This window comes from Variovorax sp. OV084, from assembly GCF_900111625.1.
GTDB lineage: Bacteria > Pseudomonadota > Gammaproteobacteria > Burkholderiales > Burkholderiaceae_C > Variovorax.
On sequence record NZ_FOII01000012.1, the window covers coordinates 38,202 to 50,153 of the forward strand.

General features: G+C 66.9%; 11 protein-coding genes. 5 read left to right on the plus strand and 6 right to left on the minus strand.

Annotation, left to right across the window (positions count from 1 at the left end; genetic code table 11):
- Positions 1 to 70: 70 nt before the first annotated feature.
- From BMW87_RS24445 to BMW87_RS24460, 4 genes are read left to right on the plus strand one after another with little or no spacing between them, the layout of a single operon-like run.
- Entirely contained in the window at positions 71 to 787 is a 717-nt protein-coding gene (locus BMW87_RS24445; protein WP_093057285.1) for a FadR/GntR family transcriptional regulator, read from the plus strand.
- 30 nt (positions 788 to 817) lie between these two features.
- Positions 818 to 2,344, plus strand: coding sequence for a UxaA family hydrolase (locus BMW87_RS24450; RefSeq protein ID WP_093079157.1), 1,527 nt, complete (start codon positions 818 to 820; stop codon positions 2,342 to 2,344).
- A 30-nt stretch (positions 2,345 to 2,374) separates the two neighbouring features.
- A complete protein-coding gene (locus BMW87_RS24455) occupies positions 2,375 to 3,307 on the plus strand; it encodes an SMP-30/gluconolactonase/LRE family protein (RefSeq protein WP_093079159.1) in 933 nt (310 codons plus the stop codon).
- Between the two features lie 3 nt (positions 3,308 to 3,310).
- Entirely contained in the window at positions 3,311 to 4,369 is a 1,059-nt protein-coding gene (locus BMW87_RS24460; RefSeq protein WP_093079162.1) for a malate/lactate/ureidoglycolate dehydrogenase, read from the plus strand.
- A gap of 17 nt (positions 4,370 to 4,386) precedes the next feature.
- Here BMW87_RS24460 and BMW87_RS24465 read toward each other — a convergent pair whose 3' ends face one another.
- The 4 genes from BMW87_RS24465 to BMW87_RS24480 form a co-directional block, all read right to left on the minus strand.
- Complete coding sequence (locus tag BMW87_RS24465; RefSeq protein WP_093079164.1) at positions 4,387 to 5,274, minus strand: DMT family transporter; 888 nt, start codon at positions 5,272 to 5,274, stop codon at positions 4,387 to 4,389.
- 131 nt (positions 5,275 to 5,405) lie between these two features.
- On the minus strand, positions 5,406 to 6,056 hold the full coding sequence (gene slmA / locus BMW87_RS24470) for a nucleoid occlusion factor SlmA (protein ID WP_093057280.1): 651 nt from the start codon (positions 6,054 to 6,056) through the stop codon (positions 5,406 to 5,408).
- Positions 6,057 to 6,121: 65 nt separating this feature from the next.
- Positions 6,122 to 7,015: an acetylglutamate kinase gene (argB, locus tag BMW87_RS24475; RefSeq protein WP_093057279.1), complete on the minus strand. Its 894-nt coding sequence runs from the start codon at positions 7,013 to 7,015 to the stop codon at positions 6,122 to 6,124.
- A gap of 57 nt (positions 7,016 to 7,072) precedes the next feature.
- The gene (locus tag BMW87_RS24480) at positions 7,073 to 8,170 is read right to left on the minus strand and encodes a glycosyltransferase family 4 protein (RefSeq protein ID WP_093079168.1); all 1,098 of its coding nucleotides are present in this window, start codon (positions 8,168 to 8,170) and stop codon (positions 7,073 to 7,075) included.
- A 45-nt stretch (positions 8,171 to 8,215) separates the two neighbouring features.
- On the opposite strand from BMW87_RS24480, the gene BMW87_RS24485 reads away from it, so the two are divergent.
- Positions 8,216 to 8,962, plus strand: a complete 747-nt coding sequence (locus BMW87_RS24485; RefSeq protein WP_093057277.1) for a glycosyltransferase — start codon at positions 8,216 to 8,218, stop codon at positions 8,960 to 8,962.
- A gap of 13 nt (positions 8,963 to 8,975) precedes the next feature.
- On the opposite strand, the gene BMW87_RS24490 is transcribed toward BMW87_RS24485, so the two are convergent.
- Positions 8,976 to 9,959, minus strand: coding sequence for a glycosyltransferase family 2 protein (locus BMW87_RS24490; protein ID WP_093079170.1), 984 nt, complete (start codon positions 9,957 to 9,959; stop codon positions 8,976 to 8,978).
- The gene (locus BMW87_RS24495) at positions 9,959 to 11,821 is read right to left on the minus strand and encodes a glycosyltransferase family 2 protein (RefSeq protein WP_256216892.1); all 1,863 of its coding nucleotides are present in this window, start codon (positions 11,819 to 11,821) and stop codon (positions 9,959 to 9,961) included. Before BMW87_RS24495 ends, BMW87_RS24490 begins: the two co-directional genes overlap by 1 nt.
- Between the last annotated feature and the right edge of the window lie 131 nt (positions 11,822 to 11,952).

The following is an 11,952-nucleotide window of genomic DNA, read 5'->3' on the forward strand; positions in this document are numbered from 1 at the left end:
CTGAATTGGCCTTACCACTTGTCCAATTCAGGACAACCCTTAAGCCCCTCGACCTCCTTTTTTCGCTCCCGTGCCGATCCAGACCCTCGAACCCCAGCGCCTCTACCGCCAGATTGCCGAACAGTTGCGCGTGCTCATCGGCAAGGGCGAGTTCGCGGTGGGCGCGCGCATTCCGGCCGAGCGCGACCTGGCCAAGCAGCTGGGCGTGAGCCGGCCCTCGGTGCGCGAGGCACTGATCGCGCTGGAGGTGGAAGGCTGGGTCGAGATCCGCACCGGCTCGGGCGTGTACGTGCTCGACCGCTCGCACCGCACGGCCCCGCCCGCCAACGGAGCAGCCGGCGCCGAATGGGGGCCGCTCGAAATCATCCGCGCGCGCCGCCTGGTGGAAGGCGAGACCGCCGCCACGGCGGCCCAGTACGGCAAGCGCAAGGACGTGGACGCCATCCGCCGCGCAATCAAGATGATGCGCGAGATGGCCGCGCGCAGCGAAGTACCGCACGAGGGCGATCGCGCCTTCCACCTGGCCATCGTCAACGCCTGCGGCAACGTGGTGCTGACCGAGACGGTGCAGGGCTTCCTGGAGTCGCGCCACGGGCCGATCTTTGCGCGGATGATCGATTACTTCGAGACCATGGACTCGTGGCAGGCCGCCATCGGCGAGCACGAAGCCATCCTCGACGCCGTCGCTGCGCGCGACCCGGCAGCGGCGCGCGAGGCAATGCACCAGCACATGGACAAGTTCCACCAGAGATTCAGCGCGAGCTGGCGCCGCGCGAAGGTCTCCTGACAAACAAACAAGCGCCGACAGGCACTCACGATGACTCCCTACATCCGACTCCACCCCGCCGATGACGTCGTCATCGCGCGCTCGCAACTGCTCGGCGGCACCGTCGTCGAAGGCGTGGCCGTGCGCGGCCTGATTCCGCCGGGCCACAAGATCGCGATGCGCGACATCGCCCAGGGCGAGCCGGTGCGGCGCTACAACCAGATCATCGGATTCGCGAGCAAGCCCATCGCTGCCGGCGAGCACGTGCACACGCAGAACCTGAACATGGGCCCGGACAAGGGAGACTTCGAACGCGATTACGCCTTCGGCGCCGACGTGAAGCCCGCCCCTGCGAAGCGCGAGGCCACCTTCATGGGCATCAAGCGCGCCGACGGCCGCGTGGCCACGCGCAACTACATCGGCGTGCTGACCAGCGTGAACTGCTCGGCCACGGCCGCGCGCGCCATTGCCGACCACTTCTCGCGCAAGACCAATCCGCAGGCGCTCGCGGCGTTTCCGAACGTGGACGGCATCGTCGCGCTCACGCACGGCACCGGCTGCGGCATGGACACGCAGGGCATGGGCATGCAGATCCTGGAGCGCACGCTGACGGGCTACGCCACGCACCCGAACTTCGCGGGCGTGCTGGTGGTCGGGCTCGGCTGCGAGGCCAACCAGATCAACGCCTGGCTCGCGACCGGCCACCTGGCCGAGGGCGAGAACTTTCGCACCTTCAACATCCAGGACACGGGCGGCACCCGCAAGACGGTCGAGAAGGGCGTGGCGCTCATCAACGAGATGCTGCCGCGCGCCAACGCGGCAAAGCGCGAGCCGTGCAGTGCGGCGCACATCACCATCGGACTGCAGTGCGGCGGCTCCGACGGCTACTCGGGCATCAGCGCCAACCCGGCGCTGGGTGCGGCGGTCGACCTGCTGGTGGCGCATGGCGGCACCGCCATCCTCAGCGAAACGCCCGAGGTGTACGGCGCCGAGCACCTGCTGACGCGCCGCGCGGTGAAGCGCGAAGTGGGGCAGAAGCTGGTGGACCGCATCAAGTGGTGGGAGCACTACACCGAAATCAACGAAGGCGAGATGAACAACAACCCCTCGCCGGGCAACAAGGCCGGCGGGCTCACCACCATTCTCGAAAAGTCACTGGGCGCGGTGGCCAAGGGCGGCACCAGCAACCTCGAGGCGGTGTACGAATACGCCGAGCCCGTGACGGCGCACGGCTTCGTCTACATGGACACGCCGGGCTACGACCCGGTGAGCGCCACGGGCCAGGTGGCCGGCGGCGCCAACCTGATCTGCTTCACGACCGGGCGCGGCTCGGCGTATGGCTGCGCGCCTTCGCCCTCGCTCAAGCTCGCGACCAACTCTGCGCTGTGGCAGCGGCAGGAAGAAGACATGGACATCAACTGCGGCGAGATCGTGGACGGCACGGCGTCGATCCAGGAGATGGGCCAGCGCATCTTCGAGCTGGTGCTGGCGACCGCTTCGGGCGCGCAGTCGAAGAGCGAGCAGCACGGCTACGGCCAGAACGAGTTCGTGCCGTGGCAGGTCGGCGCGGTGATGTGACGTGATGTGAATCCATCGGCAAGGAACGACATGGCCAACCTCCCCTTCGGCTTTCTCGAGGGCACCGGCTTCGAGCATAGAGACCCTCGCTTCAAGTCTTGCATTCCCGGCCCCGAGCGCGTGCAGCGCCTGTGGACCGGTGCGCGCTGGTGCGAAGGCCCCGTGTGGTTCGCCGCGCACCGCACGCTGGTGTGGTCGGACATTCCGAACAACCGCATGCTGCGTTACGACGAAGTCAATGGCACGGTCGGCATCTTCCGTGAGCCGTCGAACAACACCAATGGCAATACGGTCGACCGCCAGGGCCGCCTCGTGAGTTGCGAGCATCTAACGCGGCGCGTAACGCGCACCGAGCATGACGGCACGATCACCGTGCTGGCCTCGCACTGGCAGGGCAAGCGTCTCAATTCGCCCAACGACGTAGTCGTGCATTCGGACGGCGCCGTGTGGTTCACCGACCCGAGCTACGGCATCCTCTCCGACTACGAGGGCCTGAAGGCAGACAGCGAAATCGGCGCCTGCCATGTCTATCGCATCGACCCGGCGAGCGGCGAAGTCGAACGCATGGCCGATGACTTCGTGAAGCCCAACGGCCTGGCGTTCTCGCCCGACGAATCGACGCTGTACATCGCCGACACGGGCGCGAGCCATGCGGCGGACGGGCCGCGGCACATTCGCCGCTTCAGTGTCAGCCCCTATGCCAGGAGGCTGGACGGCGGCGAGGTGTTCGCCGAATGCACCAACGGGCTGTTCGACGGCTTCCGGCTCGACACCGAAGGCCGCATCTGGACCAGCGCACTCGACGGCGTGCACGCCTATCACCCCGACGGCACGCTGCTCGGCAAGATCCTGATCCCCGAGCGCGTGGCCAACGTCTGCTTCGGCGGGCCCAAGCTCAACCGCCTTTTCATCTGCGCGACCACGTCGCTCTATGCCATCACGCTGAACGCGAAGGGAGTCTGATCCATGTCCAGAACGCTGGAGGCCAACGGCCTGCAAGCCACCGTCACCCGCATCCTCGAGGCCGCGGGCAGTTCACCGGCCGAAGCACAACAGGTGGCCGCCAACCTGGTGCTGGCCAACCTGAGCGGCCACGACTCGCACGGCGTGGGCATGCTGCCGCGCTATGTGGATGCGGTGGCCGAGGGCGGGCTGAAGCCGAACGCACCGGTGCGCATCAACCTCGACATCGGCACGCTGATGGGCCTGGACGGCCAGCACGGCTACGGGCAGATCGTCGGCGTGCAGGCGATGGAACTCGGCATCGCGCGAGCCAAGCAGCATGGCAGCTGCATCTTCACGCTCTCGCACGCGCACCACCTGGGGCGCATCGGGCACTTCGCGGAAATGGCGACGGCGCAGGGGCTGGTGGCCATGCACTTCGTCAACGTGCTGTCGCGGCCGGTGGTCGCGCCGTGGGGCGGCGGCGACGGGCGCTTTGGCACCAACCCGTGCTGCATCGGCATTCCGCTCGCGGGTGCCGAGCCCTTCGTGCTCGATTACGCGACCAGCCGCGTGGCGCAGGGAAAGATGCGCGTGGCGCACAACAAGGGCGAGCGCGTGCCCGACGGCTACCTGATCGACGAGAACGGCGCGCCGACCAACGACCCGGGCGTGGTGGTGGTGCCGCAGGGCAACGGGCTCTTCGGCGCGCTCATGACCTTCGGGGAGCACAAGGGCTACGGGATGGCGGTGGCGTGCGAGTTGCTCGGCGGTGCGCTCACTGGCGGCGGCACGTGGCACCGGCCGGCGGACACGGCGCGCACCGTGCTCAACGGTATGCTGACGGTGCTGATCGACCCGGCGCGGCTGGGCACGCAAAAGTCTTTCGACGAAGAGGCGCGTGAGTTTGTCGAGTGGCTGAGGCAGAGCCCGCCGGGGCAAGGCTTCGACGAAGTGCAGATTGCCGGCGAGCCGGAGCGCAAGGCGCGCGCGGCGCGTCGCAAGGACGGAATCTGGGTGGACGACGCGACGTGGGGAGAAATCGTCGCGGCGGGAGCCAAGGTAGGCGTGGCCGTCGCATAGGGCTTTGGCGCCAGCGGCTATCGGCGGGCGCTTCGCGACTTCTGGCTCAGCACCAGCGCGATGCCTCCCAGAATTGCCACCGAAGCAGCCGCCAGCCGCGGCGTGATCGCCTCCGACAGGAACAGCACGCCGCCGAACGCAGCCAGGAGCGGCACCGACAACTGCACGGTGGCCGCGCGCATGGCCGAAAGACGGCTCAGCGCCGCATACCAGACCGCGTAGCCGAGGCCCGATGTCAACGCGCCGGAAGCGACAGCAAGCACAAGGCCGGTCGCGTCCACGCGAGCGCTGGCCGCAAACACCAGGCTCAACGCCAAGGCAAGCGGCACGGCCCGCGTGAAGTTGCGTGCCGTAGCGGCCAGCGGGTCAGCCACCCCACGGCCGCGCAAGGAATACACGCCCCACGCCACACCCGCGATCGCCATCAGCACGGCGCCGAGAAGCGGCGGCGCGGCGATGCCCGGGGACACCAGGTAGACGAGTCCGCCAGCCGCCAGGACGAAGCCGAACCACGCGAGAGCCCCGAAGCGCTCGCCGCCAGAGCGCAAGCCCACGCCGAACATCGTCAGCTGGACCGCGCCGAACAGGATCAGCGCGCCCGTGCCCGCCGACAGGCTGAGGTAGGCGAAGGAGAAGAACGCGACATAGCCGAACAGCATGACGGCGGCCAGCCAGTCGACGCGGGCGGACGAGGCCGGCGGCTGCGCCCTGAACCGCACGATGAGCCCCAGCATGAGCGCTCCCGCCACGAGCCTGACGCTGCCGAAGCTCGCTGCATCAATGCCTTTGTGCTGCAGCGCAAGCCGGCACAGGAGCGAATTGGCCGCGAACGCGAGCATGGCCACCGCCGTGAGGAGGATCGTCTGCAGCGTGGGCTGCCGGTTGTCGCGCGCGTCATCGGGCATGCGCCCTCCGTCGAGGAACCTGCGCAAACATTGGCCTGCCGCCGAGGCCCGGCGGCAAGGGGCGAGTTGATGCTACTCCGCTCGAAGACTCTAGGCGAGCCGGCCGACGCCCCGCAAGGGACGAACGCGAATCAAACGATCAATGCGATCGTGGCTTCAAGGTGCTCAGACGGTGCGCGGCGGAAACCCGAGCGCGCAAAGCGCTGCAGCTGGCCCACGACAAAGGCCGTGAGCGCAGCGGCGCGCACCTGGGCGTCGACGCTGGGCGTGGCCGAGCCGTCGGCCGCGGCAGCCCCGCGCAACACCTGGCGCAGGGTGGCTTCGATCTTGTCGAAGAACTGGTTCATGCGCTGCTGCAGGCGTTCGTTCTCGTAGACCAGCGCGTCGCCCACCATGACGCGGGTCATGCCGGGGTTGCGCTCGGCGAACTGGACCAGCAGCGTGAGGATCTTGGCGGCCTGCTGGGCGCCGGTGGCACCCTCGCGCTCGAGGATCTGGTTGACCAGCGTGAAGACGCTCTGCTCGATGAAATCGATCAGGCCCTCGAACATCTGGGCCTTGCTGGCGAAATGGCGGTAGAGCGCGGCCTCGCTCACTTCGAGACGGGCGGCCAGCGCGGCGGTGGTGACCCGCTCGGCGCCGGGCTGCTCGAGCATGGCGGCGAGCGCCTGCAGGATCTGCACGCGCCGCTCACCCGGCTTCGGGCGCTTGCGCGCCGGGGGAGTGAGCGTGTCCGCGGGGGTCTCTACGCCGGAAGCACTGGTCGTCTCTTCGTTCTGCATGGGAGCGCGTGCAAAGATGTAATCAATTGATTCTCGCACAGCGCAGTGAGCACGCGCCCACCCGTTCAACGGGCGCGGATCATCGTCCCGTAGGCCTGGTCGGTCAGGATCTCCAGCAGCATCGCGTGCGGCACCCGGCCGTCGATGATGTGCACCGCGTTCACGCCGCTCTTGGCGGCGTCGAGGGCGCCTTCGATCTTGGGCAGCATGCCGCCCGAGATGGTGCCGTCGGCGAACAGGTCGTCGATTTCGCGTGCGCTCAGGTTGGTGAGCAGCTTGCCGTCCTTGTCGAGCACGCCGGGCGTGTTGGTCAGGAGCATGAGCTTCTCGGCCTTGAGCACGGTGGCGAGCTTGCCGGCCACGACGTCGGCGTTGATGTTGTAGCTTTCGTTGTCCTCGCCGAAGCCGATGGGGCTGACGACGGGGATGAAGGCGTCGTCCTGCAGCGCCTTGACCACGCTGGGATCGATGGAGACGATGTCGCCGACCTGGCCCACATCATGGTGCACGTTGGGATCGGCGCGGTCGGCCAGCTTGAGCTTCTGCGCACGAATCAGCCCGCCGTCGCGCCCCGTGAGGCCCACCGCCTTGCCGCCGGCCTGGTTGATCAGGCCCACGATGTCCTGCTGCACCTCGCCGGCCAGCACCCATTCGACGACTTCCATGGTCTCGGCGTCGGTGACGCGCATGCCCTGGATGAAGCTGCCCTTCTTGCCCAGGCGATTGAGCGCCGCCTCGATCTGCGGACCGCCGCCGTGCACCACCACCGGGTTCATGCCGACCAGCTTGAGCAGCACCACGTCTTCGGCAAAGTCTGCCTGCAGCGCCGGATCGGTCATGGCGTTGCCGCCGTACTTGATGACGATGGTCTTGCCGTGGAACTTGCGGATGTACGGCAGCGCCTGGGCCAGGATCTCGGCCTTGTCGCGCGGGGGGATGTTGAGGACGGGGTCGGTCATGGGCGGTCAGGCTCCAAAGCGAAGGACGGAAGGAAATTCTCGCAAAGAAAGATGTCGTCAGGGGCGCAACCAACGGGGCACCTTGAAGCGCACGATCATCAGGTAGGCGCCCACGTATGTGGTGACGAACAGCAGGCAGAAGAACATCAGCATGATCGTGTTGTTCCAGAACAGCACGGCCGGCACCACCGACAGCGCGGCAAACATCCAGAGGTACGGCGAGGTGCGGTTGTTGCGCGCCAGCAGTTGCCGGGCCTCGTCGTCCGCGAAAGCCACGCGCACGATGCGCCGGAAGATCAGCTGGTGGAAATGCAGCGCATCGGCCGTGCCGGGCGACTGGCCGCGCGCCAGCTTGCGGTAGATGGAGAACAGCGTCTCCCACACCGGATAGATCAGCAGCAGCATCGGGAACCAGGGCGACACCACGCGGTGCCGCTGCACCAGCGTCACGCAGGCCACGGCGATCACCATGCCCCAGACGTAGGCTCCGCCGTCGCCGGCGAAGATCTTGCCGCGCGGGTAGTTCCAGACCAGGAAGCCGAAGGTGGCGCCGACCAGGCAGATCACCATGGCCGCCAGTTGCCGGTCGCCCACCTGCAGCGCCACGTGGGAAATTGCCAGGCAGACCAGCACGGCGACCGTGCCCGCGAGCCCGTTGTAGCCGTCGATGATGTTGAAGGCATGCGGCAGGCCGCCGATGGCCAGGGCCGCGAACAGCACTGTGGCATACGGAATCATCGCCAGCCAGCCGTCGACCGTCTCGAAGCCGGTGCGTGCCACGCCCAGCCCCAGCAGCCAGCACACGAGCAGCGCCGAACCGATGGTGAGCCCCAGCCGGTAGCGCACCTTCACGTTCTGGGTAACGTCTTCGACGATGCCGCCCAGCACCGCCGGCAAGATGCACAGCAGCGTGAGCATCGAGGTCTTGACCGGCCACGACACATTGAACGGATCGGTGCCGGTGATGCCGGCGGCCAGCCAGGCCACCCCCATGCCCACCAGGATGCCCGCACCGCCCAGGCGCGGCACGTGGCCTTTGTGGAAGCGCTGGGGCATGTCGGCGCCGTAGAGGCGGGCATGCCTGCGCGCGCGGCGCATGAACAGCTGGACCGAGAAGGCAGCGACGAAGAAACTGATGACGATCAGAGCAATCATGTGTGGGGGTTGGGGAACCCTAGAATTCCCGAGCGAAATTAGACCATGCCCACGCCCCCCTCCCCCCGCCCCCCGATCACCATTTCAATCGTGAGCCACGGCCAGCTCGCGCTGGTGCTGCCGCTGCTCGAGCAGCTGGACCGGCACAGCCGCGAAGTCATCGACAAGGTTTTGCTCACATTGAACATTCCCGAGCCCGATGTGCTCGCTGGCCGCAACTGGGGCTTCGAGGTGGAGCGGATCGAGAACGCGAGCCCCAAGGGCTTCGGTGCCAATCACAACCAGGCCTTCGAGCGCTGCGGCACGCCGTGGTTCCTGGTGCTCAACCCGGACATCCGCTTTGACAGCGACGTGCTGACGCCGTTGCTCGCGCAGGCCGCGGCCGACGCCGGCCTGCTGACGCCGCGCATCCTGGAGCCCGGCAAGGCCGAGCCGGAGCCGCACCGGGCGATGCTCACGCCGCTTGAAATCGTAGGAAGAAGGAAGCCCGGCTATGTGCGGCCGACGGTGCCCGCGTGGATTCCGGGGCTGTTCATGCTGTTTCGCAGCGAGGTCTACCGGCAGCTCGGTGGCTTCGACGAGAAATTCTTCATGTACGGCGAAGACTTCGACATCTGCGCCCGCACCCGGCTCGCGGGGTGGAAACTGCAGGTCGGCGAAGACCTGGTCGCCCGGCACGACGCGCAACGAGAAAGCCACCGGAGCAAGAAATACCTGTACTGGCACGTGACCAGCCTGCTGAAGGTGTGGCTGTCGGGGTCGTTCTGGCGGTACTGGCGGCTTCGCGGTTGACCGATCAAGTCCGTCAGCCGCGTTCGAGCAAGTCTTGCACGATGGCGTGCCCGCCGCGGCCGAAGCGCGCATAGCGGCCGCGCGCCGCCTCGATCAGGATCGGCAGCAGACGCAGCGGCCGCGCCGCCGGAAGCTCGGCCCGGAACCGCTGATGCTCGACCTTGGCGCGCTGTGCCTCCAGATAAGCCGCCGGCACCCGGGCGCCAAGCTGCTGCAAGCGCTGCAGCAGCGCTTCGGCCCTGCGCAGCCGTGCCACGTGCTTGTCGCCGCGTTCGGCAAAGGCCTTGGCCATCTTCTCGGACAACGTGAGCCGCCGTGCGCCGATCTGGTTGCTGGCGTGCTGGCGGTAGTCGATGGTCGGCTCGGGCAGCACGTCCATGCGGCCGATGGCTGCCGCCACGGCGGCCAGCCACTCGTCGTGCACCCACTCCGGTGCGAACGGCAGCGCTGTGTCGAGCAGGGTCTTGCGGAACATCGTGGTGGCGCCGGTCACGAGATTGCGCCGCAGCAGGACACCGAAGGCCTCGCCGCCCGCGATGGCCGCCAGTTCGGCAGGCTGCACCTCCAGCGCGTGGAAGAGCGTGGAGCCTAGGGGCTTCAGTTCGGCATCGACGAGGCGCGCGTCGGTGTGCAGCAGCAGCAGGTCGGGCCGCGCCTCGAACTGCGCCACCATGCGCGCGAGCCGGCCTGGGTGCCAGGCGTCGTCCTGGTCGCACAGGGCGATGAGCTCATGGCTGCAGGCGCGCGCGGCCTGCTCGAAGTTACGCGTGACGCCCAGCGGCGGCGTATTGCTGAACACGCGCAGCGCGACCTGGTCCGCCACGCCGCACTGCGCGAGGGTGTCGCGCACGACGGCCAGGGTGTCGTCGGTCGAGCCGTCGTCGGACAGCACGATCTCCCGCGGCAATGGCGTCTGCGCGCAGATGCTTCGGACCTGCTCGGGAAGATAGCGCGCGCCGTTGCGGGTGCAGAGCGCGACGGAAACGTCGAGGGCCATCAGACCGGAGGCAGGCGGGGCGGCCAGGCGTAGCTGAAGTCTTCGCGGGCCAGCATGAGGTTGGGGCTGTAGGCGGGGTCGTTCTGGATGATGGCGCCCCAGCGTTTGTGCATGTAGGCGGCTTCTTCCTGGAACTGTGCCTGCTTCTGCGGCGAGACATCCTTGGCGCGGGTAGCGGACTCGTAGTGGAACAGCTCCGCGTAAGGCGTCCAGACGTTGCGCAGGCCCGCTTCGCGCAGCCGGAGGCAGAAGTCGATGTCGTTGAAAGATTCCTTCAGATGCACTTCGTCAAGGCCGCCGACTTCGAGGTAGTGGCACTTCTGGATCACGAGGCAGGCCGCGGTGACCGCGGAGAGCGTCTGGATCAACGCCGCGCGGCCAGCATAGCCTTCGCGGCCCATCGGCATGCGGCGGTGCGAATGCGCGGCAATGCCCCCCACGCCCAGGATCACGCCGGCGTGCTGCAGAGTCTTGTTGGGGAACCACAGCCGCGCCCCCACGGCGCCCACGCCCGGCTGCACCGCAAGGCTCACCATCTCACTGAGCCAGTCCGGCGTGATGACCTCGATGTCGTTGTTGACCAAGGCCACTAGTTCGCCATTGGCCGCGGCAACCGCGCCGTTGTTCAGTGCCGCGTAGTTGAAATCGCGGTCGTCGCGCAGCACGCGGACATTCGGCTTCTCTGCGGCAATCCGCTTGAACCAGGCCAGCGTGTCCGGATCATCGGAGCCGTTGTCGACGATGATGATTTCGTAGTTCGAATAGCTGGTTTTCTCCAGGATCGATTCGACGCATTGCCGGGTCAGCTGCAAGGCGTTGCGTGTCGGGATGATCACGGAAACCAGCGGTAAGACATCGGGCAAGGCGTAATGCACGCGGTACCCGAAATCGAGGTGTTCGGCTGTGGCACGCACGCCTGTGCGCATGAAATGCTCGTTCAGCGCGCGCTCGCCTGCGATGGCCGCATAGGGCTTGGCGCTCATCGAACGGGCCGTGCTCTCGACGTGCACGCGCCAGTGGTACAGCACGCGCGGAATGTGCTGGATCTGGCTGGGCTGTATCCGCTCCATGCAGCGCAACACCAGATCCCAGTCCTGCGAGCCTTCCATGCCGACGCGGAAGCCTTCGACTGAACGCATCAGTTCGGTCGAAAGCACGCCCAGATGGCTGAACATGTTCTGCGAGCGGAAGAGATCGACGTTCCAGTCCGACTTGAAATAGGGCCCGAACCGGTGCCCACCCTCATCGACCTTGTCTTCGTCGGAATAGATCAGCTTCACGTCAGGATGGGTCGCGATGCAATCGGCCACCCAGAAAAGCGCGTGGGCCGGCAGCAGGTCGTCGTGGTCCATGAGCGCGACCCAGGAGCCCGAGACGAGTTCCAGAGCGCTGTTGGAAGCGGCCGAGATATGACCGTTTTTCGGGCGAAATACCACCTTGATGCGCGGGTCGCTCTCGCTGTACGACTTGAGGATCTCGCGCACCTCGGCCGAAGGCGACGCGTCATCGGCAATGCAGAGCTCCCAATTCGGATAGATCTGGCTGCGCACCGACTCGATGGCCTCGCGCAGCCACGCGGGGTTGGGGTTGTAGGTGGGCATCACGACCGAGATCAGCGGCCGGTCTTTCATGGCGGCAACGCGCTGGGCGATCTTGTCGCGCAATTCGGGAGTCAGGGTGTCATAGCGTTGCACCCACTTCGTATAGTCGTTGTAGCCGCCGAATCGCCGGCCCAGCTCCCAGCGAATGCCCGCCCACCCCGACTTCTTGAACATTCGCCATGCCCGCTGCACGCGCCCCATCATTCCGGGGCCTTGCCAGAGTCCGGCCAGGCCGAGGATGAATCGATAGACAGATTTCATAGAAATTGCGCACCCGCGAGGCGGATGAGGCGGAGCTTGTGAGGAAATACCTGAAATAGACAGGGCGATGCCGAAACATGGCGTCGCTGGCCTTGCGGGAGGGGATTATCTTCGCAACCAGCCGCCGCAAA

Excerpts from the sequence above, each read along its gene's own strand:
- BMW87_RS24465 (WP_093079164.1), bottom strand. The coding sequence starts at position 5,274 with ATGCCCGATGACGCGCGCGACAACCGGCAGCCCACGCTGCAGACGATC.
- BMW87_RS24495 (WP_256216892.1), bottom strand. The coding sequence starts at position 11,821 with ATGAAATCTGTCTATCGATTCATCCTCGGCCTGGCCGGACTCTGGCAA.
- BMW87_RS24490 (WP_093079170.1), bottom strand. The coding sequence starts at position 9,959 with ATGGCCCTCGACGTTTCCGTCGCGCTCTGCACCCGCAACGGCGCGCGC.
- BMW87_RS24480 (WP_093079168.1), bottom strand. The coding sequence starts at position 8,170 with ATGATTGCTCTGATCGTCATCAGTTTCTTCGTCGCTGCCTTCTCGGTC.
- argB (WP_093057279.1), bottom strand. The coding sequence starts at position 7,015 with ATGACCGACCCCGTCCTCAACATCCCCCCGCGCGACAAGGCCGAGATC.
- slmA (WP_093057280.1), bottom strand. The coding sequence starts at position 6,056 with ATGCAGAACGAAGAGACGACCAGTGCTTCCGGCGTAGAGACCCCCGCG.
- BMW87_RS24450 (WP_093079157.1), top strand. The coding sequence starts at position 818 with ATGACTCCCTACATCCGACTCCACCCCGCCGATGACGTCGTCATCGCG.
- BMW87_RS24485 (WP_093057277.1), top strand. The coding sequence starts at position 8,216 with ATGCCCACGCCCCCCTCCCCCCGCCCCCCGATCACCATTTCAATCGTG.
- BMW87_RS24455 (WP_093079159.1), top strand. The coding sequence starts at position 2,375 with ATGGCCAACCTCCCCTTCGGCTTTCTCGAGGGCACCGGCTTCGAGCAT.
- BMW87_RS24460 (WP_093079162.1), top strand. The coding sequence starts at position 3,311 with ATGTCCAGAACGCTGGAGGCCAACGGCCTGCAAGCCACCGTCACCCGC.